The organism is Mycobacterium bohemicum DSM 44277 (genome assembly GCF_001053185.1).
GTDB lineage: Bacteria > Actinomycetota > Actinomycetes > Mycobacteriales > Mycobacteriaceae > Mycobacterium > Mycobacterium bohemicum.
This window is the reverse complement of the sequence record NZ_CSTD01000002.1, coordinates 815477-839890: the sequence shown is the minus strand read 5'-3', so window position 1 is coordinate 839890 and position 24414 is coordinate 815477. Positions and strand designations below refer to the sequence as shown.

At 68.2% G+C, this 24414-nt stretch carries 22 protein-coding genes and 1 pseudogene; 11 read left to right on the top strand and 12 right to left on the bottom strand.

Going from position 1 to position 24414, the window contains the following annotated elements; genetic code table 11:
- Positions 1 to 137: 137 nt before the first annotated feature.
- A pseudogene (locus BN971_RS25800) lies at positions 138 to 383 on the bottom strand (DNA-formamidopyrimidine glycosylase family protein); the annotation flags it as partial.
- Positions 384 to 387: 4 nt separating this feature from the next.
- Positions 388 to 1140 (bottom strand): precorrin-6A synthase (deacetylating), encoded by a 753-nt coding sequence (gene cobF, locus BN971_RS14285; protein ID WP_085181467.1) that lies wholly within the window; start codon positions 1138 to 1140, stop codon positions 388 to 390.
- 123 nt (positions 1141 to 1263) lie between these two features.
- Between cobF and BN971_RS14280 the strand changes: the two genes are divergently transcribed.
- The 4 genes from BN971_RS14280 to BN971_RS14265 all read left to right on the top strand — a co-directional run bounded on the left by BN971_RS14280 (position 1264) and on the right by BN971_RS14265 (position 5327).
- Complete coding sequence (locus BN971_RS14280) at positions 1264 to 2169, top strand: AurF N-oxygenase family protein (protein WP_085181468.1); 906 nt, start codon at positions 1264 to 1266, stop codon at positions 2167 to 2169.
- Between the two features lie 224 nt (positions 2170 to 2393).
- Positions 2394 to 3359, top strand: coding sequence for a DUF4873 domain-containing protein (locus tag BN971_RS14275; RefSeq protein WP_245836794.1), 966 nt, complete (start codon positions 2394 to 2396; stop codon positions 3357 to 3359).
- 226 nt (positions 3360 to 3585) lie between these two features.
- A complete protein-coding gene (locus BN971_RS14270; RefSeq protein ID WP_245836791.1) occupies positions 3586 to 4374 on the top strand; it encodes an STAS domain-containing protein in 789 nt (262 codons plus the stop codon).
- Positions 4375 to 4460: 86 nt separating this feature from the next.
- Positions 4461 to 5327 carry an LLM class flavin-dependent oxidoreductase gene (locus BN971_RS14265; RefSeq protein ID WP_085181471.1) on the top strand — a complete coding sequence of 289 codons (867 nt, stop codon included), beginning with the start codon at positions 4461 to 4463 and terminating at the stop codon, positions 5325 to 5327.
- A 70-nt stretch (positions 5328 to 5397) separates the two neighbouring features.
- Here BN971_RS14265 and fxlM read toward each other — a convergent pair whose 3' ends face one another.
- Together fxlM and BN971_RS14255 are read right to left on the bottom strand one after the other, a co-directional pair.
- Complete coding sequence (fxlM, locus tag BN971_RS14260) at positions 5398 to 6666, bottom strand: methyltransferase, FxLD system (protein ID WP_169718606.1); 1269 nt, start codon at positions 6664 to 6666, stop codon at positions 5398 to 5400.
- A gap of 19 nt (positions 6667 to 6685) precedes the next feature.
- Positions 6686 to 7492: an enoyl-CoA hydratase/isomerase family protein gene (locus BN971_RS14255; protein ID WP_085181473.1), complete on the bottom strand. Its 807-nt coding sequence runs from the start codon at positions 7490 to 7492 to the stop codon at positions 6686 to 6688.
- A gap of 92 nt (positions 7493 to 7584) precedes the next feature.
- On the opposite strand from BN971_RS14255, the gene BN971_RS14250 reads away from it, so the two are divergent.
- Positions 7585 to 8502, top strand: coding sequence for an SAM-dependent methyltransferase (locus tag BN971_RS14250; protein WP_085181474.1), 918 nt, complete (start codon positions 7585 to 7587; stop codon positions 8500 to 8502).
- On the opposite strand, the gene BN971_RS14245 is transcribed toward BN971_RS14250, so the two are convergent.
- Positions 8474 to 10426: a fumarylacetoacetate hydrolase family protein gene (locus BN971_RS14245; RefSeq protein ID WP_090350176.1), complete on the bottom strand. Its 1953-nt coding sequence runs from the start codon at positions 10424 to 10426 to the stop codon at positions 8474 to 8476. The genes BN971_RS14250 and BN971_RS14245 overlap by 29 nt on opposite strands.
- On the bottom strand, positions 10423 to 12699 hold the full coding sequence (locus BN971_RS14240; RefSeq protein WP_245837123.1) for an ATP-dependent DNA ligase: 2277 nt from the start codon (positions 12697 to 12699) through the stop codon (positions 10423 to 10425). Before BN971_RS14240 ends, BN971_RS14245 begins: the two co-directional genes overlap by 4 nt.
- A gap of 50 nt (positions 12700 to 12749) precedes the next feature.
- Here BN971_RS14240 and BN971_RS14235 point away from each other — a divergent pair, with 50 nt between their 5' ends.
- A complete protein-coding gene (locus tag BN971_RS14235; RefSeq protein WP_085183502.1) occupies positions 12750 to 13676 on the top strand; it encodes a carbohydrate kinase family protein in 927 nt (308 codons plus the stop codon).
- A 54-nt stretch (positions 13677 to 13730) separates the two neighbouring features.
- On the opposite strand, the gene BN971_RS14230 is transcribed toward BN971_RS14235, so the two are convergent.
- The 3 genes from BN971_RS14230 to BN971_RS14220 form a co-directional block, all read right to left on the bottom strand.
- Entirely contained in the window at positions 13731 to 14315 is a 585-nt protein-coding gene (locus BN971_RS14230) for a fasciclin domain-containing protein (protein WP_085183501.1), read from the bottom strand.
- Between the two features lie 115 nt (positions 14316 to 14430).
- Positions 14431 to 15129: an anti-sigma factor gene (locus BN971_RS14225; protein WP_085183500.1), complete on the bottom strand. Its 699-nt coding sequence runs from the start codon at positions 15127 to 15129 to the stop codon at positions 14431 to 14433.
- The gene (locus BN971_RS14220; protein WP_085183499.1) at positions 15126 to 15689 is read right to left on the bottom strand and encodes a sigma-70 family RNA polymerase sigma factor; all 564 of its coding nucleotides are present in this window, start codon (positions 15687 to 15689) and stop codon (positions 15126 to 15128) included. Before BN971_RS14220 ends, BN971_RS14225 begins: the two co-directional genes overlap by 4 nt.
- Positions 15690 to 15873: 184 nt before the next feature.
- Here BN971_RS14220 and ku point away from each other — a divergent pair, with 184 nt between their 5' ends.
- Entirely contained in the window at positions 15874 to 16797 is a 924-nt protein-coding gene (gene ku, locus BN971_RS14215) for a non-homologous end joining protein Ku (protein ID WP_085183498.1), read from the top strand.
- A gap of 4 nt (positions 16798 to 16801) precedes the next feature.
- Here ku and pstA read toward each other — a convergent pair whose 3' ends face one another.
- The 3 genes from pstA to pstS are packed head-to-tail and all read right to left on the bottom strand — an operon-like array spanning position 16802 to position 19877.
- Positions 16802 to 17704, bottom strand: a complete 903-nt coding sequence (gene pstA, locus BN971_RS14210) for a phosphate ABC transporter permease PstA (RefSeq protein WP_085183497.1) — start codon at positions 17702 to 17704, stop codon at positions 16802 to 16804.
- Positions 17705 to 17750: 46 nt separating this feature from the next.
- Complete coding sequence (gene pstC, locus BN971_RS14205) at positions 17751 to 18695, bottom strand: phosphate ABC transporter permease subunit PstC (RefSeq protein ID WP_276010961.1); 945 nt, start codon at positions 18693 to 18695, stop codon at positions 17751 to 17753.
- A 60-nt stretch (positions 18696 to 18755) separates the two neighbouring features.
- A complete protein-coding gene (gene pstS / locus BN971_RS14200; protein WP_085183495.1) occupies positions 18756 to 19877 on the bottom strand; it encodes a phosphate ABC transporter substrate-binding protein PstS in 1122 nt (373 codons plus the stop codon).
- A gap of 274 nt (positions 19878 to 20151) precedes the next feature.
- On the opposite strand from pstS, the gene BN971_RS14195 reads away from it, so the two are divergent.
- Genes BN971_RS14195 through BN971_RS14180 form a run of 4 tightly spaced genes read left to right on the top strand, consistent with a single transcriptional unit; the run spans position 20152 to position 24396 of the window.
- A complete protein-coding gene (locus BN971_RS14195; protein WP_085183494.1) occupies positions 20152 to 20943 on the top strand; it encodes an SDR family oxidoreductase in 792 nt (263 codons plus the stop codon).
- 9 nt (positions 20944 to 20952) lie between these two features.
- A complete protein-coding gene (locus BN971_RS14190; RefSeq protein WP_085183493.1) occupies positions 20953 to 22029 on the top strand; it encodes an NAD(P)H-dependent amine dehydrogenase family protein in 1077 nt (358 codons plus the stop codon).
- Positions 22030 to 22083: 54 nt separating this feature from the next.
- On the top strand, positions 22084 to 23340 hold the full coding sequence (locus tag BN971_RS14185; protein WP_372511924.1) for an Nramp family divalent metal transporter: 1257 nt from the start codon (positions 22084 to 22086) through the stop codon (positions 23338 to 23340).
- Positions 23341 to 24396, top strand: a complete 1056-nt coding sequence (locus BN971_RS14180; RefSeq protein ID WP_085183491.1) for a poly-gamma-glutamate hydrolase family protein — start codon at positions 23341 to 23343, stop codon at positions 24394 to 24396. It abuts the gene before it with no gap.
- Positions 24397 to 24414 lie beyond the last annotated feature (18 nt).

Below are 24414 nucleotides of genomic sequence, written 5' to 3'. Positions count from 1 at the left end.
TCGACGAGCCACACCGCCAGGCGCTTCTGCGTGCCCGCCTCGGTCAGATCGAAGCCCGGCGCCTCGCCGGGCGTGCCGAGGTGCACCCGCAGCGCGATCGGCCCCTTGCCCGGTCGCAGCGGAGCCGGCGCCAGCTTGTCCGACCAGCGCAACCAGCCCGCACGGGACAGGTGGGTGATCAGCCACAGCCCTCCGGCGTGCAGTCCCAGGTATTTGCCCCACCGCCCGGCCCCGGCGACGGTCTGGCCGTGCAGCGCATTGACCGGCGGATCGAAGGTCTTGAGGACGCTCAGCGCGGCGACGTCGACGCGGCCGACCGGCAAGCCGACCGCATGCCGTCGCAGATGGTCGGCCAGCGCTTCGATCTCGGGGAGTTCGGGCACCTGTTCAGTCTGCCGCCCTGAGCAAATAGGTGTCCATGATCCAGCCGTGCCGCGCCCGGGCCTCGGCCCGCAACGCCACGATGCGCGGACCCACTTCTCCGACACGGCCGGCCAACAACAGCTCGTCGGCGGTCCCCAGGTAGGCGCCCCACCAGATTTGAGTGTCGGGCGCACAGCCCTGGAACGAGCAGTCGGCGTCGAGCATCACCACCGCAGACCCGGCCAGGCCATCCTCGCGCAGCCGCCTGCCGGTGGTGATCAGCACCGGTTCGGCGACCTCGTTGAGCGGGATCCCGTGCCGAGCCGTCAAGGCCTGCACCGCGGTGATCCCCGGAATGACGTCGAAGGTGAATTCGATCTCGGCGGCATCGGTCTTGATGGCCTCGAGGATGCGCAGCGTGCTGTCGTACAGCGACGGGTCGCCCCAGGCCAGAAAGGATCCCACCCCGTCGGCGCCCAACTCTTCGGCGATCGCCGCGGCCCACACCCGCGCGCGCTCGGCGTGCCACTGCGACACCGCCTCGCGGTAGTCGGCCTCCCGCGACCGCACCGGGTCGGCCAACTCCACGAACCGATACCCCGGCTCCCGGATGAAGCGGTCGCAGATCTCCCGTCGCAGTGCCACCAGATCGCTCTTGGTCTCGCCCTTGTCCATCGCGAAGAAGACTTGCGTCTCGTTGAGCGCGGCGATGGCCTGGACAGTCAGGTACTCGGGGTTGCCGACACCGATGCCGATGACGTGAATGTGCCGACCCACTCCGTCCTCCTGCCCACCGGTGCTCACGTCAGAGTGCCGAATTGAGATGCCGAAGATCTAGCCGGGTCCTTAAGTACCCGATACCATGGGTACCGTCTGGAGCTCCCAACGAAGGGATCAGAGATGACCTCCGCGGTGAAGGCGAGTGGGCCGAGTCGTGAGGAGTTTTCCGAGCGCCTGCTGAAGGGCTCGGTGAAGAAATCCTACGAACCGGTCGTCGACATCGACTGGGACGCGCCCTTGGACCCGGACAAGTTCTATCTGCCCCCGCGCCTGGTGTCGCTGTACGGCACGCCGATGTGGGACGAGATGACCCGCGAGCAGCAGATCGAGTTGTCCCGTCAGGAACTGGTCAACACGTTGTCGGCCGGGATCTGGTTCGAGAACATGCTCAACCAGTCGCTGCTGCGCACCATCCTGCACGAGGACCCGACCAGCCGCTCAACGCATTACAAGCTGACCGAGTTGGGCGACGAGACCCGCCACATGGTGATGTTCGGCAAGGCCATCGAGCGCATCGGGGCCAAGCCGGTGCGGCCGCGGCGCTTCCACCGGATGATCATCAACACGCTGCCGCTGGCGTTCCAGCGGGGCTCGATGCTGTGGGTGGCCGCCCTGATCGGCGAGGAGATTTTCGACTCGCTGCAGCGGCAGATGATGGACGATCCCGAACTGCAGCCAATCATCCAACGGCTCATGCGGATTCATGTCACCGAGGAGGCGCGCCACATTCAGTTCGCCCGGGATGGCGCGCGCAAGCGCGTCGCCGAGATGCCGAGGCTGAACCGATGGTTCATGGCCAACATCAACGGGCTCGGCGGCTACTTCTTCAACTACCTGTTCAGCAATCCGATCCCGTACGCGCGCGCGGGCCTGAACCCCGAGCGGGCGCGCAGGATCGCGCGCACCAGCGCGCACCGCCGCGAGGTCCAGGTGGCCGGCTTCGCCCCCCTCGCGGCGTTTCTGACCGAGGTGGGCCTGCTTGGCCCCGTTGCACGCCGCGGGTGGAAGCGCAGCAGGTTCCTGTGACGGCGACGCCCCACGTCATCGTCACCGGCGGTGGCGATGCCGCCCGGGCCGTCACGGTCGCGCTCGCCGCGGCCGGCGTCACCGATGTCCGGGTCCTCGACGACGAGCCGGCCGCGCAGATTTTCGACGGCGACACCGACACCTGGGTGCTCCGCACCGAGGGCGGCGAGGCGGTCCGCGGCCGCGTGGTGATCACCGCGCACCGATCGCCGTTCACCCCCTGCATACCGGAGTTCGCCGGGCGCAACGACTTTCGCGGAGCGTCGTTTCACTCAGCGCGCTGGGACCCCGGTTTCGACCCGGCGGGCAAGCGGGTCGCAATCGTCGGCACCGACTCTTTCGCGGGCCACCAACTCGGGCGGCTCACCGCGTCGGCGGCCTCGGTCACGGTCTTCGCGCACGCTCCCCGCCGGATCGTCGCGGAGTTGGCGACCGCGCCGACCCGCGCCCGGCGCTGGCTGGGCCGCCGGATGCGACCGGCGGGAACCGGCCGGCCGCGGCCCGCGTTCGTCACGTCACCCATCGCCGGCATCACCCCCTCGGGCATCCGCACCGACGATGGCGTCGAGCACCGCGCCGACGCGATTGTCTACGGCACCGGCTTCACCGTCGCCGGGGACGCCGTCGTCGGAGCCGACGGCGTGACCCTCCGCCGGGCGTGGACGGACGGCATGGAGCCGTATTTCGGGGTCGCCGTGCACGGCTTCCCCAACTGCTTCTTCATCACCGGGCCCGACATCGGCACCCAGTCTCGCTACGTCGCCGAGTGCACACGGTTGATGGCACGCAGGGGAAGCGCCCGAATCGAAGTGCGGCGCAGTACCCAACAGGTGTTCAACGAGCGTGCGTGCGTGCGGCCCGCACAACCGCATCGGATCGCGGCCGCGTTCGAGCTGTGGCCGGAGCGCGCCGACACCGAAACATACGACGGCGAGGCAACACTGACGATAGCGGGCGATCGCCATCCGGTGCGCGCGCGGCTGGCCGGTCACCTGGATCCGATCGACGGCCAATACCATTGGCAGGGAACAATTTTCGGGTGCTTCCTGCCGGACGAGGTCGTGCAGCAGTCACGAACGTCGACGCTGACGGTCGGTGAGCGCAGCGCCCCGGCTCGCATCGTCGAAAAGACCCCGTGGGGCACCCACTCGGTCGCCGGTGTGGGGGCCCCGCCCTACGCAATCGGTTGATCCGGCCGCGCCGATCCTGCGCTCCCGCCGTCGGGGTTTGGCCACGTCGGCAAAGTGGGTACACCCGGCCCGTGCGCGCGATGCGACGGTACGGCGAGACCATGTCGATTCGCCGGATTGCGTCCCGTCTATGTCGGGAAGCATTCTCGACACCGGCCCGTGCGAGGCGAGCGAGACACGCGCACTCATCCGCCCCCGCGTTGCCGAAGGCGGTTAGCGTGAGTGGGTGCTCGAAGGGAGACGGGCCGTGGACGCGCGCGCGGTAACCCGGTCGCCCGGCTCGCTTGCCGTCGCCACCCGGCAGGAGGAGTCGGTAACCGTCCTGACCGTCCAGGGCGTCCTCGATGACGGCAACTCCGCCACGCTGCGCGAGAGCATCGTCAAGGCGACCGCCGAGGAGCCGTCGCCCGTCATCGTCGACGTTTCCGGGCTCACGACGCCCGACGAGTCGGCGTGGTCGACGCTCACGGGCGCGCGTTGGCAACTGGGTCGCGCCGACGTGCCGATCGTGCTGGTCTGCACGAATCGGGCCACCCGCGAGGTGATCAGCCGCAGCGAGGTCGCGTCGTTGATGCCGGTCTATTCGACCGAAAAGTCGGCGATCAAGGCGCTCACCCGGCTCACTCGGCGCAGTATCCGCTGCGCAGACTCGAAGCTCCCCGCGGACCTCAACAGCCTGCGCGAATCACGCCGGCTGGTGCGGGAGTGGCTGACCGCGTGGTCGCAGTCCACGCTGATCCCGGTGGCGCTGGTGGTGGTCAACGTCTTCGTCGAGAACGTGCTCGAACACACCGGAAGCGTGCCGATGATGCGCGTGGAAGCCGACGGGGAGACGGCGATCATCGCCGTGTCAGACGGCAGCAGCACGCCCGCCGTGCGGCTGCAGTCACCGGAAAGCGGCGTCGACGTGTCCGGCCTGGCGATCGTCGACGCGCTGGTGCGCGCGTGGGGCAGCACACCGACCGCGTCCGGCAAGACGGTCTGGGCGCTGATCGGACCCGAGAGCCAGCTGTAAGCGCGGGCCGTATTGACCCTGCGCGCGGGTCAAACTAGAACACGTTCTAATGTCGTGTGACGGGGCCCTGGCAGGAAGGCGATGAGATGCGGTTCACCTACGCGGAGGCGATGACCGACTTCAGGTACTACATCCCATTGGCCAAGGCGGCCGAGGCGGCCGGCTATCACGCCATGACGATTGCCGACAGCATCGCCTACCCCTTTGAATCCGACTCGAAATACCCCTACACCCCCGACGGCAACCGGGAATTCCTGGACGGCAAGGAGTTCATCGAGACCTTCGTTCTCACGTCGGCCCTGGGCGCGGTGACCTCAACCCTGCGGTTCAACTTCTTCGTCCTCAAACTGCCCATCCGCCCGCCCGCCCTGGTGGCCAAGCAGATCGGCTCGCTCGCGGCGATGACCGACAACCGGGTGGGGTTCGGGGTCGGCACCAGCCCGTGGCCGGAGGACTACGAAATCATGGGTGTCCCGTTCGCCCGCCGGGGAAAGCGGATGGATGAGTGCATCGAGATCATCCAGGGCCTGACCTCCGGCGACTATTTCGAGTTCCACGGCGAGTTCTACGACATTCCCAAAACCAAGATGACCCCCGCCCCGACGCAGCCGATCCCGATCCTCATCGGCGGGCATGCCGACGCGGCGCTTCGGCGGGCGGCACGTCTGGACGGCTGGATGCACGGCGGCGGTGACCCCGAGGAACTCGACGGTCTCATCGCCAAGCTCATGCGCTACCGCGAGGAAGCGGGCAAGTCAGGACCGTTCGAGATTCACGTCATCTCGGCCGATGCGTTCACGGCTGACGGCATCAAGCGACTCGAGGACAAGGGCGTCACCGACGTCATCGTGGGCTTCCGCATTCCCTACATCACGGGCAAGGACACCGAGCCGCTGGACACCAAGATCCGCAACCTGGAGATGTTCGCCGAGCACGTGATCGCGAAGATCTAGCCAGCGGCGGGCGCCCCGTCTCCTGAGTTGCGTTGGCCAATCTCGGCGAAATGGTGAGCGCCCGGCCGGTTCACCCCGTCGTTTCCGGGTGCGCAGAAGACGACGACGATGCCCAGGTGAGAACCAAGCGGTGGTAGCGAGTGTCGATCACGATTCGAGGGGCTGCAATCGCGCCGGCGTCGCAGTCGCGCGGGTAGGCAGACAGGTGCAGCCCGGTCGTGCTGGGCCGCCCGCGGGTATCCCAGTCGTGAATGTGGTCAACGAGGCGTTGCGCGAGGCGGTGACCGTCTGGGCCGAGGGGTAGTGCGCCGAGTTCGAAAGGTTGCTCGTCATCGACGCGTACGAGTGCGGCAAGCGAATCGGTGCCGAGCAACGCGGTCGCGCCAAGACCGACCGGTTTTCGGACCGCGTAATACACACCGAGGAACAGTGCCCGATCTGCTGCCGCGCCGATCGACGACACCCAGGCCATCGCGGGTTCTTGCAGCGCCAGCCACAAACTAACCCCATCCGCGACCTCGTCGAGCGTGGCGCGAACCCCGCTGGGCACGTCGGGACCCGGCTGGGCCAATGCCGCCGACAGCCCGTCTTCGTCGACGGGATAGTGTTCAGCCGCCCCAAGGAACACCGGAGGTTCGCGACCGATCTGTCGGAACGTCTCGGGCCCGGCGAACGCTCCGCGCAGACGCATGAACCCGCACCTGACCACCGACACGCTTTCGAGATGATCACGGACTCGATGCCAGGCGATCGAGCGCTGCGGGCCGCGCAGGTCCATCGGCATCACCAACCGACCGTCGGCGGCGAGTTGGGTGACCCACGCGGGGGGAATGTCCGCCGCTGCAACGGTGGCGATGATCCGGTCATAGGGGGCGTGTTCGGTCCACCCGAGGCCGCCGTCCCCGCAACCGACGGTCACCGGCGAGACGCCACACTCGGCCAGGCGGGCACGCGCGTTCTCGACGAGGTCAACGTCGATGTCGACCGACACCACAACGCCGCTCTCGCCGACGAGATGGGCAAGCAGCGCAGCGTTGTAGCCGCTGCCGGTTCCGATCTCCAGCACGCGATGGCCTGGCCGCACGTCGAGCTGTTCAAGCATTCTGGCCATGATCGCCGGTTGTGAGGAAGAACTGATCGGGACCCCGTGCGGGTCCGATTTGATCACCAGGGGCTCATCCCGATAGGCGCGCTCCGGTTCGATTCCGGGCAGGAACACGTGCCTGGGAACCGCGCGAAAGGCCGAAATGACTCGCTCGCTGGTCGCATGCCCCGACTCTCGAAGTTGGTTTACCAGCTGGTTCCGCAGCTGCTGTGGGTCCCCGGGCACGCCGTTCACCGTAGCCAGTTCCTAGCGGTCATAACGGATCCCACTTCGGCGACCGCTTCTCCCGGTGCGCCACGGCGGCCTCGACAGGGTTGTTGGTGAAGCCGCTGAGAATCTGGGTGCGGTTCTCCAGCTCGATGGCGTGGCGCAGGCTGGGCGCGTCGAGCGCGGCGTTCAGTCCGATCTTGGTCTGCCACACCCCGTACGCGTTGTTGTCGGCGATCGAGCGCGCCAGCCCGAGCGCTTCGCTCATCAGGTCGTCGGCGGGCACCACCTTGTGCACCAGATTGATGCGATAGGCCTCCGCGGCCTCGATGATGCGGCCGGTCAGCATCAGTTCGCGTGCCGCCCCCGCGCCGACGATCTTCGGCAGCAAGTAGCTGGTGCCCATATCCATTGACGAGAAACCGGCCTTGATGAACGCCGACCCGAAACGCGCGTGCTCGGAGGCCACGCGGATGTCACACACCAGCGCGAAGGCCAGCCCGCCCCCGACGGCGACGCCGTTGACCGCCCCGATCACCGGAATGGGCAGCTCGTAGATTCGGGTGAAGAGGTCGGCGAGGCGGACCTGGGCGTCGTAGTTGACTTTGAACGCGGGGGTCCTCGGTCCGGGCTTCGTCCACGGTTGGCCGGTGCCACTCAGATCCGCACCGGCGCAGAAGCCGCGTCCGGCGCCGGTCAGGACGGCGACGCGGAACTCACCGTCGGTGAGGGTGTCGAGCGCCTCGTGCACGCCGTCGATCAGTGATCCGTCGATGGCGTTCAGACGCTGGGGCCGGTTCAGGGTGATGCGGGCGATGTCGTCCGCGAGGGTGTCGAATTCCACTGCAGGCATGACCAAACCGTAGGTGACGTGGGCGTTAACCGCGGCGACCTACGGTGGATTGGACCGATAATCGCGGCAGTGGCGCAGACGAGGGGGAAACCATGGCACGAACCGAAGGCGATAGCTGGGACCTGGCCAACAGCGTCGGGGCCACGGCCACCATGGTCGCTGCCGCGCGGGCTGTCGCGAGCAAACGTCCGCAACCGGTCGTCACCGACGACTTCGCGGAACCGCTGGTGCGCGCCGTCGGGCTGGACGTGTTCACCCGGTTGGCCACCGGTGAGATCGACGCGAAGGATGTCGAGGAAAGCGTCGGGTTCGCGCGGATGGTCGACACGTTCGCCGCCCGCGCCCGGTTCTTCGACGACTACTTGGCGGCGGCCGGCCAGTCGGGGCTGCGCCAGGTCGTGATCGTGGCGTCGGGACTCGACGCGCGCGCCTACCGGCTGCCGTGGCCGGCCGAGACGACCGTGTACGAGATCGACCAGCCGGAAGTCATCGCGTTCAAGACGGCCGCGATGGCGGAGATGGGGGCGGCGCCCACCGCCCAGCTCCGCATGGTGGGCATCGACCTTCGGGAGGACTGGCCGGCGGCGCTGCAGGATGCGGGCTTCGACCCCACACACCCAACGGCGTGGCTCGCCGAGGGGGTGCTCATCGGCTTCCTCCCGCAAGAGGCCGAAATCCGGCTGCTGGACTCCATCATCCCGCTGTCGAGCGAGGGCAGCCGCTTCGCCGCCGACTATGGAACGGTCACCGGGACCTCCGAGGGTGCGCAGGAGCAAGCCCGGCTCATGGCGGAAGGCTGGCGACGCCAGGGACTGGAGATGGACATCGCCGGCTTGACCTACCCCGGTGAGCACACCGACGTCGCCGCGCACCTGCACACGAACGGCTGGGAGACCACCAAATACGGCCTTACCGACCTGTTCGCCGCCGCCGGGCTACCCGAACTGGGCGAGGCCGAGCATCAGGTCCCGGCCACCACGATCAATTTCGTTCGGGCCGTGCGAGTCTGATCGGGCCGGCGCGCTTGGCCAGCCACTCGGCCTGCATGACCAGCAGGGCCATCACCTCCAGCGCCGGGGTGTCGGGGTCGAGTTCGCGGTAGCGCTGGTAGACGTTGACGACGACGCGCTCGGCGTCCAGCCAGGTCCCGTACTCGCCGAGGTCGATGGTGTCGGCGGCCTCCGACCAGGACAGGCCCTTGCGGTGGGCGGCCTCGGCCTGCTCGGACACGTGCACGAGATAGCCTCGCACGGCGCGGATCCCGTCGGGATCGGTGACGGGGCCATGGCCCGGCACCACGATCGGCGCGTCCAGGGCGATCATCGCGTCGCACGCCGCGATCCAGTTGGCGATCGGGCCGGCCCACACGATCGGGGTGCAGCCGATGAACAGCAGGTCGCCGCCGAAGAGCACGCCCGCGTCGGGCACGTGCACCACCGAGTCGGCGCCGGTGTGCGCGGGGCCGAGGTTGAGCAGGTCCACCCGCCGCCCGCCGACCTCGATGGTCAGTTCGCGCTCGAAAGTCTCATCGGCGTTGCGCACGGTGATGCCGCTGAAGTCGAAGTGCCCGAAGCGGTCTCGCGTATACGGGGTCGCTATCGGCCCGAGGTTCGCGGTCTGCGCCATGGCCAGCATCTCGGGAGCCATCCCGTGCGCGATCTCCTCGGCGGTGCCCGTGGCGGCGATGATGCGCACCGACGGGTCGAGCAGCTGGTTGCCGTGCGTGTGGTCGCCGTTGGAGTGGGTGATCAACGCGTCGGTGATGGGCGCCGATGCTGTGATGGGCCCCATCGCGGCCAGCATTTCGCGGGTGAGCGCCAGGTCGAAGAGCGTGTCGACGAGCAGGGCCGCCCCGTCGCCGGCGACCAGTCCGGCGTTGCTCCACCCATATCCCCCGTCCGGCAGCGTCCACGCCCAGACCCGGTCGGCGACCTCGTGCAGCCCGCGGGTGTAGGGCACTCGCGCGGGGGCCCGGTTGACGCGAGCCGGGTTCGGGCGGGCGGGCAGCGGGTGCGGTGCGGCGCTGGCGCGCACGGTCTGCCGGGTCTCCCCCAGTCCCTGCACGCGCAGGGTGACGACGTCGCCGTCGTGCAACCAGCCGGGAAACGACTCGGGCGCCGCGGGATTGAGATGCTCGACCAGGGTGCAGGTGGGCACGGTGCCGGAACCGATGACGTCGCCGGGGCGCAGCGGCACGCCGCGCGAGACGTAAGAGACGACTTCGCCGAAGCTCCAGTCCATTTGAGCGGTGGAGCCCGATCCGATCACCGTGTCGTTCACCAACGCGGTGACCTGCAGATCGAGCCGGCCGTCACGCCGGTAGGGCTCCAGCTCGTCGGGTGTCACCAGGTAGGGGCCCAGCGTGACGCCGCTGTCCTTGCCCTTGCCCTGCCCGATCGCCAGCTGACCCTCGAGCTGCTGCAGGTCGCGCGCGGACCAGTCGTTGAAGATGGTGTAACCGATGATCGCGCGTTCGGCCTCCTCGACGGTCAGGTCGCGCGCGCTGACGCCGATCACCGCGGCGATCTCCAATTCGAAGTCCTGCCAAGCACTTCCGGGCGCGGTCGGCGCGTCGTCGAAGGGACCGAGCACCGTTGCCGGACAGGCGAAGTAGAACGCGGGGATGCGGTACCAGGAGTCGGCGAGCGTGCGCCCGCCGCCCATCGCGGCCTGGCAGTTGCGCATGTGGTCCAGGAAGCACAGCGAATCCCGGATCGACGGCGGCCGCGGGATCGGCGCGAGCAGCCGCGCCCGGCCCAGGGGCACTGTGTCGGCAGCGGATCGCAGCGCGGCCTCCCCGGCGCGCCGCAGCCCGTCGGCGCCGCGGGTGACCAGTTCCAGCAGGGTCACGCCCGGCGGCGCCGGGTGGATGGTGTCACGGGAGAGCACGCCGGCCCGCTCGCCGCTATCGCTCTGATAGGTAACCCATTTCATTCGCGCACCACCTCGCTCGGTTCCTTGTCCGGCCGCAGGCCGCGCCAACTCGACTGGCGCAACCGGTTGTCCGGGGTCCATTCGCTGTAGCGCACCTCGCCCACCAGGACGGGCTCGACGTACGTCACGCCCCTGGCCTCGGCCCGCGGAAGCGGCGGGTTGAAGGGTGACGTGTCGGTGTGCAGGGGCGCGAGCGTCTTCTTCAGGTTCGCCAGGTCGCGTTCGGTGAAGCCGGTCCCGACCCGTCCGGCGAACTGCAGCCCGTCGGGGCCCGGGATGCCCAGCACCAGCGAGCCGATGCCGCTGGTGCGCCCGCCCTCCCCGGCCCGCCACCCGCCGATGACCACTTCCTGGGTGTTCCAGTGTTTGTCCTTGATCCACGACGACGAGCGCCGGCCCGGCTGATAGGTGGAGTCGCGCTTCTTGGCGACCACGCCCTCCCAGCCGTGGTCGGCCGAGTACTTCAGCGCCTGTTCGCCGTCGCCGGGCAGCAGTGCGGGAACGATGAGGCTGCCGCCGATCGCCAGCGTTTCCAACAGCTTTCGCCGGTCGGAGTACTTGGCCCGCAGCAGCGAGCGTCCGTCCAGGTACAGTAGGTCGTACACCCAGAATTGGACCTGGCTGCCGCGGCCCCGGTTCTGCATCGCGTGGAAACTGGGCACGCCCGAGGCGTCAAGGACCACCGCCTCGCCGTCGAGCACCACATGATGATCGGCGAGTTCGGCCGCCAGCGAGCCGAATTGGGGGTACTCGCCGGTGACGTCGCGCCCGCGGCGGGACCGCAGCCGCACCGTGCCGTGATCGAGTTCGGCCAGCAGCCGGTAGCCGTCCCATTTGCCTTCGAAGGCCCACTGCCCCGCCTTCAGCGCGGACACCGAGCCGTGCGAGGCCAGCATGGGTCTGATCTCGTCGAAGTCGAAGACGTTCTGGTCCTTCATCCGGTGCGCCAGCCACTGGTCACCGTTGGTCCGGATCAGCGCGTAGCGCCCGGAGATTCGACTGCCGTGCAGGTTGACGATGACCTCATCGTCCTGAAACTTCTCGGTGTCGTACGTGCCCGAATCCCAGATGATCACCTTGCCCGCGCCGTATTCCCCCTTCGGGATCACGCCCTCGAAACCGCCGTACTCCAACGGGTGGTCCTCGGTGTGCACCGCGAGGTGATTGGCCGACGTGGCTACCGGCAGGTTCTTGGGCACCGCCCACGACACCAGCACGCCGTCGCGCTCCAGCCGGAAGTCGTAGTGCAACCGGCGGGCGTGATGCTCCTGGATGACGAAGGTATTGCCTTGCCCACTAACGGGTTTCGATCTGGGAACCGGCTCGGGAGTCTTGGACGCGTCGCGCATGCTCCGGTACTTGCTCAGCCGGTCGGGCCCGGAGACGTCCTGGTCCAGCGGCGCCAGCAGGTCCCCGTCGCGGGCGACCCGGGCCAGCACCTCGTCGTAGCGCAGGTGGCGCACCTCGGGGTCTTCGAGTTCCTCCCAGGTGCGCGGGGCCGCGACCGTCGGCTGCTCGCGGCCGCGCAGCGAGTACGGCGCGATGGTGGTCTTGGAACCGTTGTTCTGGCTCCAGTCCAGGAAGATCTTGCCCGCACGCAGGCTCTTGGTCATGGTGGCGGTCACCAGCTTGGGCATCGCCTTTTCCAGCTGCTGCGCAACGCGTTTCGCTAAGACCGTGGCGCCGGTGCTGCTCACCGGCTCCTTCAGCGGGGTGTAGAGGTGAAGGCCCTTGCTGCCGCTGGTCAGGGGATAGGTGGTCAGCCCGATGCCCGTCATCAAGTCCCGCACGGCGTGGGCCACCTCGCAGAGCTGCGGCATCGTCACGCCCTCACCGGGGTCCAAATCGAACACCAAGCGCGTCGCGGGCCCCGGCTTGAGTTCTTCGGCCTTGTCCCGGGTCCACTGGGCGACGAACCGCCATTGCGGCACATGCACTTCGAGCGCGGCCTGCTGGGCGATCCAGGCCAGTCCGTCCACGCTGTCGATGATCGGGTAGGTCGTCGTCCCGGAACGGTGGGTGACGCTGGCGCGCGGCAGCCAGTCGGGCGCCGAGGACGCCAGCTGCTTTTCGAAGAACGACTCCTGCTCGACGCCGTTGGGCCAGCGCTTGCGGGTCGCCGGACGGCCGGCGATGTGCGGAATCATGACCTCGGCGATGCGGGTGTAGTAGTCGAAGACGTCGGCTTTCGTGGTCCCCGCGGCGGGGTAGAGCACCTTGTCGGCGTTGGTCAGCTTGACCCGCGCCCGCGCCCCAAAAACCGCAGGACCCACAGAACCCATAGTCTCAACCTACGTCGTCTCGACAGTCCAGGAGTGCAGCCATGACCCGGGCGCTGGTGATCGGTGAGGCGCTGATCGACGTCGTCGATGGCATCGCCGAGCACGTCGGGGGCAGCCCCCTCAACGTCGCCGTCGGGCTGGCCCGACTCGGCCGCGGCGTGGACTTCCTGACCCATATCGCCGACGACGAACGCGGTCGTCGCATCCGTGACTACGTCGAGGCATCGGGCGCCAGGCTCGTTGCGGGAAGCGTCACGGCAACGCGAACGCCCACCTCCACGGCGACGATCGCCGCAGACGGCTCGGCGAGCTATACGTTCGACCTGGACTGGCGGCTGTCCGGAACCGCGGAGGTCGCGCCGCCGCTGTTCGTGCACACCGGTTCGATCGCAGCCGTGCGCGAGCCGGGATGCCTGGCGGTGGCGGCATTGCTCGACACCTACCGGACGTCGGCCACGGTCACCTTCGACCCCAACGTGCGTCCGTCGTTGATCACCAACGCGGATCTGGCCCGCGAACGGATCGAGCGTTTCGTCGAGCGCAGCGACGTCGTCAAGGTCAGCGACGAAGACCTGCGCTGGCTTCGTCCCGACGACGAACCCGAGCGAACCGCCCGCACGTGGCTGGCGTCGGGGCCGGCGATCGTGGCCGTGACGATGGGGGGTCGCGGTTCGATCGCGTTCTGCGCGGCCGGCGAGGCGCGCGTGCCGGCCGCGCCATCACGCGTCGTCGACACCGTCGGCGCCGGTGACGCCTTCATGGCCGGCCTGCTCGACGCGCTGCAAGAACTCGGGCTGCTGGGCGGCGGCCGACGAAAGGCGCTGCGCGCCATCACCCTCGACGAACTCACCGCGGCACTGAACGCGGCCGGCCTGTGCTCGGCATTGACGGTCGCGCGGGCCGGTGCCGACCTGCCCGGACGGGAAGCGCTCGACGCGGCGCGTCGCGAATTCCCAAGGGGCGGTTAGCCGATCGCCCGCGTGCCGGCATCGGCACGCGGGCGATCGTTGCTCCGTGACCGGTTACGCCGGAGGCATCAGCACCGTGTCGATCAGGTACACGGTCGCGTTCGTGGTGGGCACGCCACCGCAGACGACACTGGCGTTGTTGACGGTCAGGTTGTTGCCCTGGCCCATGACGTTGACGTTCGCGCCCTGCAGCGTCTTGTGAGAGCCCAGGACCGCGGCCGGGGCGAGCTGGCCCTGGACCACGTGGTAGGTCAGGATGCGGGTCAGCAGGTTCGAATCGGTCTTGAGCTGATCGACCGTCGCCGCCGGCAACTTGGCGAACGCCGCGTCGGTCGGCGCGAACACCGTGTACTGACCGTTGTCGAGGGTGTCGACGAGGTTGACCTGCGGGTTGAGCTTGCCCGACAGCGCCGCGGACAAGGTCGTCAGCACCGGACTGTTGGACGCCGCGACGGCCACCGGGACCTGCGACATTCCCTGCACCGAACCCGGACCGCTGGGGTTGGCCGCGGCGTAATCTGCGCAGCCGGGTCCCACCAGGTCGGACGCCGCCGCCGTCGCCGCGGTCGTCACACCAAGACCCGTCACGGCCGCAACCGCAAAACCCACTGCGGCGACTGTGGTTTTGTGTGATTTCATCGCTTCGCTCCTCATGAGTTCGACGACAGTCGTCGCCGTCGAGTCCGTACTCGACATCGATGATTCGGAGCGCGAGCGGTCTTGGATGGGTGCGGGGCGAAACTTGGCAGGCCGCTCAGGTCAGGGGCAACTCGGCGAGGAACTTTCCCGTCGGCTGCCGTGACCCGCTACCGGGTTCGACCGTGAACGCAAGGGCTGTCGATGGCCCGAGGTTGGTGAGCGTCGCGGTCGTCGAGGGTGCCACGGCCGCGGTGTCCATGGTTCCCGCCGACGTCGGGCCCTTGGCGCCGATCAGCCACATCTGATAGACGGTGCCCGCGGAGGGCGGCGGGACGTTGTTCATCACCAGCACACCCGCGTTCCGGTCGTGCGAGAACACGACCGTGGCGGTTCCGCCGCCCAGCGCGCCGGACACCGTGCGCACGTCCGGGGCCGCGAGCACCTGCTCGGCGAGCGTCGACGCCGGCTGCGGCCGCATCAGCATCCCCACGCCGAACGCGGCGGCGCCGACCACAACCGCGGCCGCCGCCGACGCCAGTACCGCTGTCCGCCAACGTGATTGACGTTTCACACGCGGTTGCACCGCCGCCAGCGTGGCGGCACGCAGGTGTTCCGACGGCTCGACCGCCGTTGCCGCCGACAGCACGGCCAAGGTCTCCCGGACGCCACGAACCTCGTCTTCGAACGCCGCGGCCACGGGCCGGGGAGCTGCCGCAAGTCGCCGCTCGATGTCCGCGCGTTCCTCGTCCGAGACGGCATCGAGCGCGTACGGCGCTGCCAGCTCCAGCAATTCGAGATCGGTCGGTTCGGTCATGCCACGTCCAAGCAGTTACGTAGGCCGCGCAGCGCATCGCGCATGCGCGACTTGATGGTCGACAGGTTCACGGCCAACCGCTGCGACACTTCGCTATACGTCAGTCCGTCGTAATACGCCAACTGGATACACTGCCGCTGCGCCTCGGTCAACCCGCCCAGGCATTCGACCACCCGGCGATGCTCGTCACCGGCGATCGCCGATTCGGCGACGACGTCGCTCGCCGGGTCGGCATTGGATACGCCGTACCGGGTCTCGCGCCTGGCGCCCGCCTCTTCGGTGCGCACCCGGTCGACCGCCCGCCGGTGCGCCACGGTCAAGAGCCAAGACAACGCCGTGCCTTTGCGGGAGTCGTACGTCGCGGCGGTCCGCCACACCTCGAGGTAGACCTCCTGGGTCGTCTCCTCGCTGTAGCCGGGATCACGCAGCACGCGCATCACCATTCCGTACACCCGGCTCTTGGTGAGGTCGTAGACGTCGGCGAACGCCGCACGGTCCCCGCGCGCGACCTCGCGCAACAGGACATCCAGCTCTTTGCTCGGCCGCGGCGTTCCGGTCATCGATCGGTAGCCTATAGCGGACGATCGCGCCAGCGCCGTCAGTCGTCATCTGCGCGCCGTTCCAGGCGCGGATCGACCGTCTCCGGTAATTCCACGCCGGTGATTCGTAGCCGCCGGCCCGGCGGACGGTGCCCTCGACGCGGCGCGCTGTTAGGCCGCCTGCGGTGCGGGCATACTGGCTTTTATGCGCTCCATCTGGAAGGGTTCGATCGCTTTCGGGCTGGTCAATGTCCCGGTCAAGGTCTACAGCGCGACCCAGGACCACGACATCAAGTTCCATCAGATCCACGCCAAGGACAACGGGCGCATTCGCTACCAGCGCGTGTGCGAGGTCGACGGCGAGGTGGTCGAATACCGCGATATCGCCCGCGCCTTCGAATCCGACGACGGCCAGATGGTGGTGATCACCGACGACGACATCGCCACGCTGCCCGAGGAACGCAGCCGCGAGATCGAGGTGCTGGAGTTCGTCCCGGCAAGCGAGGTCGACCCGATGCTGTTCGACCGCAGCTATTTCTTGGAGCCCGACTCCAAGTCGTCGAAATCGTATGTGCTGCTTGCCAAGACACTAGCCGAGACCGACCGGGTGGCGATCGTGCATTTCACGTTGCGGAACAAGACCCGGTTGGCCGCGTTGCGGGTCAAGGACTTCGGCAAGCGGGACGTGATGATGGTGCACACGCTGCTGTGGCCGGATGAGATCCGCGATCCCGATTTTCCGATTCTGGACAAAGAGGTCGAGATCAAGCCCGCCGAGCTCAAGATGGCCGGCCAGGTGGTGGAGTCGATGGCCGAGAACTTCGACCCCGACCGTTACCACGACACCTACCAGGAGCAGCTGCACGAACTGATTCAAGCGAAACTGGAAGGCGGCGAGGCGTTTACCACCGAGGAACAGCCCAAGGAGCTCGACGAGACCGAGGACGTTTCGGACCTGCTGGCCAAACTGGAGGCCAGCGTGAAGGCGCGCTCCGGGGGCAACGGAGAACCGGCCAAGAAGGCGCCCGCCAAGAAAGCCGCCGCGAAAAATTCGCCGCCGAAGAAAGCCACCGCCGCCAAGAAGGCGCCCGCCAAGAAGGCCCGTTCGGCGGCGGCGTCGAAATCCTGAGCGGTCAGCGGCGGCGGTTCGACACGAACCGGAAAACCCCCGCGGTGAGGTTGATCGCGGCCACCAAAATGATCAGCGTCAGCGCCGCGCCCCAGATCCGCAGATAACCCGCGTGCTCAGGGTTGGTGAGTTCGGTATAGATGAGCAGCGGCAGCGACGCCATGTTGCCGTGGAAGATGTCGGGATTGATCGAGCGGCTGTACCCGACGAGCACCAGGACCGGCGCCGTCTCACCGATCACGCGGGCGACCGACAGCAGGATTCCGGAGACGATGCCGGGCATCGCGATCGGAAAGACGATGCGCACGGTCGTCTTCCACTTGGACACGCCCAGCGCGTAACTGGCCTCCCGGAGATCGTCCGGGACCAGGCGCAGCATCTCTTCGGTGGAGCGGACCACCACGGGCAACATCAGCAAGACCAGCGCCAACGACACGGCGAAGGAACTCTGCTGAAACCCCAGCGTGGCGATCCACATGCTGAACACGAAGAGGGCGGCGACGATCGAGGGCACCCCGGCGAGCACGTCGACCATGAAGGTGGTCAGCCGGACGAGCCGGCCCGTGCCGTACTCGACCAGGAAGACCGCCGTCATCAACCCCAGGGGCACCGACAGCACGGCCGCGACGCCGGCCTGCAGCACCGTCCCGTACAGCGCGTGGTAGACGCCGCCGGCGAACTGCTCCGGCAACACTCCCTTGAGCGAATGGGTCCACCACCCCGAGCGGGTGACCGCGTACCAGCCGCGCGCGACCACAACCGACAAAACCCAGACCAGTGGCACCAGGGCGACCAGGAAGGAGGCCAGGAAGAAGATCGTCGCAACGTTGTTCTTGATCCGGCGCTGCAGGCTGACCGGGGCGAACGCCCCGGGTTTGACGGGCCGGTCGAGCGTGTCAACGGTCATCGGCGCCGCTCCTCCCACCGCTGCGCTGCATCGTCGCCGCCGAGCGTCATGCGTTGACCTTCCCGCCGGCGATCGCGCGCGCCAGCGCATTGACGATGAAGGTCAGGACGAAGAGCGCGAATCCGGCGGAGATGTAGGCGCCGGTGGGCAATGGTTCGCTGAATTCCGATGCCGCCGAAGCGATCTTGGAGGCGAAGGTGTAGCCGCCGTCGAACAGCGACCAGCTGCCCGCGCGGGCCGCGGACCGCAGGATGATCAGCACGGCGACGGTTTCGCCGAGGGCGCGACCCAAACCCAGCATCGAGGCGGCGACGACGCCGCTGCGGCCGAACGGCAGCACGGTTATCCGCACCACCTCCCACTTCGTCGCGCCCAGCGCCTGGGCCGCTTCCATTTGAATCTGCGGGGTCTGCCGGAAGACTTCCCGGGATACCGACGTGATGATCGGCAGGATCATGACCGACAGGACGATGGCGGCGGTGAAGATCGTGCCGCCGCCGGCCAACGACACGTTGCCCCGCTTGAACAGGAAGAACCACCCGAGGTTGTGGTTGAGGAATTCCGCGAGGGGCTGCAGCTTGGGCGCCAGCACGAAGATTCCCCACAACCCGAAGATGATCGACGGCACGGCGGCCAGCAAGTCCACCATGGCCGCGAATGGCCGGGCGAGCCGCTTGGGCGCGTATTGGGTGAGGAAGATGGCGATCCCGACCGCGACCGGGACCGCCATCAGCAGAGCCGTGACCGAACTCAGCACCGTGACCATGAACAGGTCGCGGATCCCGAACGCCAGTTGCGTCGCGCTGGTGGTGTCGAATTCCGCGCTGGTGAAGAAGTTGACGCGGTTAACGCGCAACGCCGGGATGGCGCGGACCAAGAGGAACGTGGCTATCAGCAGGATCGCGGCGATGATCGTCGAACCGGCCGCGGCGGCAAGCAGCTTGAACAGTCGATCGCCCCGGCCCGACGCGCGCGCGACCACCGCCTTCAGCGCGGACGCTCTCGTGGCTGACGGGCTGGTCACCGTTCCTCGGGTCACTACCACCTCAGATCACGTGATTGCGTTGACCGACGCCGACAACCTCGACTTGAACGCGTCCGGAATCGGGATGTATCCGTTGTCGGCCAAGCCGTCCTGCCCGGCGCCTATCGTGCTCTGCAGAAACGCCTTGACCGCGGTGCCGACCTGCGAATCCGGGTACTTGGAGCAGACGATTTCATACGTCGCCAACACGATCGGATACGAGCCCGGCTGCGTCGGCTTGTAGAACGAGTTGGTGTCGATGACCAGGTCGTTGCCCTGGCCGCTGACGGTGGCGCCCGAAATGGTCTTGCCGACCGAGTCGGCGCTGATGGCAACCGCATCAGGGCCGGCCGGGGTGACGATCTTGGCCATGTTCAGGTTCTGGGCTTTGGCGAACGACCACTCGTTGTAGGTGATCGATCCCTCGGTGGCCTTGATGGCCGCCGACGTGCCGTCGTTGCCTTTGGCGCCCTCGCCGACGCCACCGTTGAACGTCTTGCCGGCACCCTTGCCCCATGCGCCGTTGGAGGCGGCGTCGAGGTAGTGCTGGAAGTTGTCGGTGGTTCCCGACTGATCGTTACGGAAGACGACGTGGATCGGCTCCGACGGCAGGGCCGTTCCGGGGTTGAGGCCGCCGATCGCCGGATCATTCCACGTGGTGATGGCACCGTTGAAGATCTTGGCGGCGGTGGGTCCGTCGAGGGTCAGCGAGCTGAGCCCCTTGACGTTGTAGGTAATGGCGATCGGGCCGAACACCACCGGCAGGTTCCACGCCGGCGAACCGCAGCGCTGCTGCGCGGCCGCGTACTCCTTGGGCGCCAGAGGCGAGTCGGAGCCACCGAAATCCGTTTGATTTCCGGTGAATTCGGTGATGCCGGCGCCCGAGCCATTGGCCGTGTAGTTCAGCGTCTGCCCCGAGCACGCCTGCTCGAACGCTTTGACGAACCGGGTCATCGCGTTCGCCTGGGCCGTGGACCCGCTGGCCTTGAGGGTCTTCTTGCCCCCGCAGCTGACCTGGCCCGCCGAGCCCGACGAACCCGTGGACCCTTTCCCGCCGGAGGCGTTGTTGTTGTCGCTTCCGCACCCGGACAACAGCAATGCACCGGTAGTCAGAACACTCACCGCGGCGCCAATTCGGTTGAGATTCAATTCAGTTCCTCACGGTAGGGGTAACCGACGCCGCGGACATGGCCGCGGCCCGCCAAACCAGCAGTCTCTCGCAGCCCAGTAGCTAACAGGAACAAGGTTAACGGTGGGCGAATTGCCGCTGCCTAGCCGGCGCCACCCCACTGGGCCGGCCGCCAAACGAATGTTCGACGGCGGCGCCGTGCCGACCGCGGAGCAGCGAAACTAGAACCTGTTCCAGAAATGCGGTCGGGCTTGCTACGGTGACGGCGGACAACTCAGGCGAAAAGAGGCCGCAATGATTCTGGACAGATTCCGTCTCGACGACAAAGTCGCCATCATCACCGGTGCGGGCCGCGGCCTGGGGGCGGCGATCGCCCTTGCTTTCGCCGAAGCCGGGGCCGACGTCCTGATCGCCTCGCGGACGGAGTCGCAACTAGAAGCCGTTGCCGAACAGGTCCGCGCCGCCGGTCGGCGGGCGCACGTCGTCGCCGCCGACCTGGCCCACCCGGAGTCCACCGCGGAGCTCGCCGGCCACGCCGTCGAGGCCTTCGGCAAGCTCGACATCGTGGTCAACAACGTCGGCGGGACCATGCCCAACACGTTGCTGACGACGTCGACCAAGGACCTCAAAGAGGCGTTCACGTTCAACGTGGCCACCGCCCATGCGCTGACGATCGCGGCGGTGCCGCTGATGCTCGAGCACTCCGGCGGCGGCAGCATCATCAACATCACCTCGACCATGGGGCGGCTGGCCGGGCGTGGATTCGCCGCCTACGGCACCGCCAAGGCGGCGTTGTCCCACTACACGCGGCTGGCGGCGCTCGATCTGTGCCCGCGCATCCGGGTCAACGCGATCGCGCCCGGATCGATCCTGACGTCCGCGCTCGACGTGGTCGCCTCCAACGATGAGCTGCGCGCGCCGATGGAGAAGGCGACCCCGATGCGCCGTCTCGGCGATCCCGTCGACATCGCTGCCGCGGCAGTGTATTTGGCGTCACCGGCCGGCAGCTTCCTCACGGGTAAGACGCTGGAGGTCGACGGCGGCCTCACCTACCCCAACCTCGACATTCCCGTCCCCGACCTGTAGGAGGCCGTCATGGCAATACCCGTCGTCCAACTGGGCACCGGCAACGTCGGGATCCATGCCCTGCGTGCGCTCATCGCGAATCCGGAGTTCGAACTCACCGGGGTGTGGGTGTCGTCGGACGCCAAGGCCGGCAAGGACGCGGCCGAACTTGCGGGCCTGCCGGATTCGACCGGCGTCCTCGCCAGCACCGACCTGGACGCGGTGCTGGCCACCGGGCCGCAATGCGCCGTCTACAACGCGCTGGCGGACAACCGCCTGCCCGAATCGCTGGAGGACTACCGGCGCATCCTGGCCGCAGGTATCAACGTCGTCGGGAGCGGACCGGTCTTCCTGCAATATCCGTGGCGGGTGATTCCCGACGAGCTCATCACCCCGCTGGAAGACGCGGCGCGCGAGGGCAATTCGAGCCTGTTCGTCAACGGCATCGACCCCGGCTTCGCCAACGACCTGCTGCCGCTGGCGCTGGCCGGCACCTGTCAGAGCATCGAGCAGATCCGGTGCATGGAGATCGTCGACTACGCCACCTACGACAGCGCCGCCGTCATGTTCGACGTGATGGGATTCGGCAAGCCGCTGGACGAGATCCCGATGCTGCTGCAGACGGGCGTGCTGAGCATGGCGTGGGGATCGGTGGTGCGGCAGATGGCCGCGGGCCTCGGCGTTGAGCTGGACGAGGTAGCCGAGATCTACGTGCGGGAACCGGCGCCCGAGGACTTCGACATCGCGTCGGGCCACATCGCCAAGGGCACCGCCGCGGCGCTTCGGTTCGAGGTGTTCGGCATGGTCGACGGCGCCCCCGTCGTCGTGCTGGAACACGTCACCCGGCTGCGCGAGGACCTCTGCCCCGACTGGCCGCAACCGGCCCAACCCGGCGGCTCCTACCGCATCGAGATCACCGGCGAACCGTCCTACGCCATGGACCTGTGCCTGAGCAGCCGCAAGGGCGACCACAACCACGCCGGGCTGGTCGCCACCGCGATGCGCGTCGTCAACGCCATCCCGGCGGTGGTGGCCGCCCCGCCGGGCATCGTGACCACCCTGGACCTGCCGCTGGTCACCGGCAAGGGCCTCTATCTCCCCGGCTGACGGTCTCGCACCCGCCGCGGGCGGGAACCGGTGTTCGGTTAACCTGAATTTTCGATTCGGTATCGGGAATTGAGGGTCGCGACGTTGGCGGAAGGCACCCGGGCCTCGCTCAGGGGCAGCTGGTATCTGCTCGGTCCGGCGTTCGTGGCTGCGATCGCCTACGTCGACCCCGGCAACGTCGCGGCGAACGTCAGCGCGGGCTCGCAGTACGGCTACCTGCTGCTGTGGGTCATCATCGTCGCGAACGTGCTGGCCGGCCTGGTGCAGTACCTCTCGGCGAAACTCGGCCTGGTTACCGGGCGCTCGCTGCCCGCGGCGATCGGCACGCGGATGAGCCGGCCGATGCGCCTGACCTTCTGGGCCCAGGCCGAGCTGGTGGCGATCGCCACCGACGCCGCGGAGGTCGTCGGCGGCGCGATCGCCTTGCGCATCCTGTTCGGCCTGCCGCTGCTGGTCGGCGGGCTCGTCACCGGGTTGGTGTCCCTGCTGCTGCTGGGGATCCAGGACCGGCGCGGGCAGATCCTGTTCGAGCGGATCATCACCGGGTTGCTGCTGGTCATCGCGATCGGCTTTGCCGCCAGCTTCTTCGTCAAGACGCCTCCGCCCGGCGAGGTGCTGAGCGGGCTGGTGCCGCGGTTCCGCGGCAGCGAGAGCGTGCTGCTGGCCGCCGCCATCCTCGGCGCCACCGTCATGCCGCATGCGGTGTATCTGCATTCCGGCCTCGTCCTCGACCGGCACGGCCACCCCGAAGAGGGCCACCGCCGCAGCCTGCTGCTGCGGGTCACCCGGCTGGACGTCGTGTTGGCGATGGCGGTCGCCGGGACCGTGAACGCGGCCATGCTGCTGGTCGCCGCGATCAACCTGCAACACCAGGGCGTCAACGCCTCCATCGACGGTGCCTACGCCGCCATCCACGACACCCTGGGCGCGACGATCGCGGTCCTGTTCGCGATCGGGTTACTGGCGTCGGGCCTGGCGTCCTCGTCCGTGGGCGCCTACGCCGGCGCCATGATCATGCAGGGGCTGCTGCACCGGTCCATTCCGATGCTGGTGCGCCGGGTGGTCACGCTGGTCCCCGCGATGGTGATCCTGGCGACCGGTTTCGACCCGACCCGCACGCTGGTGCTGTCTCAGGTGGTGCTGTCGTTCGGAATTCCGTTCGCGGTGCTGCCGCTGGTCCGGCTCACCAGCAACCGCGCGCTGATGGGCGGATATACCAACCATCCGGTCACGACGGTTGCTGGCTGGACGGTCGCGATCATGATTAGTCTGCTCAACGTGGTGCTGATCTGGCTGACGGTGACCGGCTGAATGCCGGCGGGCCGGCATCTCTACTTCGCATACGGGTCGAACCTGTGCGTGACGCAGATGGCGCTGCGCTGCCCCGACGCCGCCGATCCGCGACCGGCGGTGCTGGCCGATCACGACTGGCTGATCAACCAGCGCGGGGTGGCCACCGTCGAGCCGTTCGCGGGCACCCAGGTGCATGGCGTGCTGTGGCAGCTCTCCGACCGCGACCTGGCGATGCTGGACGGCGCCGAGGGCGTGCCGGTGCGCTACCGGCGCGACCGGCTGGTCGTGCACACCGACGACGGGCCGGCGCCGGCCTGGGTCTACATCGACCACCGCGTGACGCCGGGGCCGCCCCGGCCCGGCTACCTGGGCAGGATCATCGACGGCGCCGTGCTGCACGGCCTTCCGCAGCGCTGGATCGACTTCCTGCGCCGCTGGGATCCCGGGCGCTGGCCCAAGCCGGCGTTGGCCTCCGGGCCCGCGCCGCAATCACTTTCGGCATTGCTGGGCGAGCCGGGGGTGAGCGAGGCCAGCACGTTGCGATCGCGTTTCGGCTTCCTGGCCATCCACGGCGGCGGCCTGGAGGAGATGACCGACGTGATCGCCGAACGCGCGGCCGCGGACGCGGGGGCGTCGGTCTACGTGGTCCGGCATCCCGATCGGTACCCGCATCACCTGGCGTCGGCCCTGTTCGATCCGGCCGAGGCGCCCCGGCTCGCCGAGTTCCTCGACCACGTCGACGTCGCGGTGTCGCTGCACGGGTATGGGCGCATCGGGCGCGCCACGCAGCTGCTGGCCGGGGGCCGCAACCGGGACCTGGCCGCCCACCTCGCCCGCCACATCCACCTGACCGGCTACCAGGTCGTCACCCGGCTCGACGACATCCCGCCCGAGCTGCGCGGCCTGCACCCCCGCAACCCGGTCAACCTGGTGCGCGACGGCGGGGTGCAGCTGGAGCTGCCGGTCCGCGTCAGGGGCCTGAGCCCCCGCAGCCCGCTGCCCGGGGATGACGGATTGTCACCGGTCACCGGCACCCTGATCCGGAGCCTGGCGAACGCGGCTCGTAGTTGGTAACTGTTTCTGATACGGAGG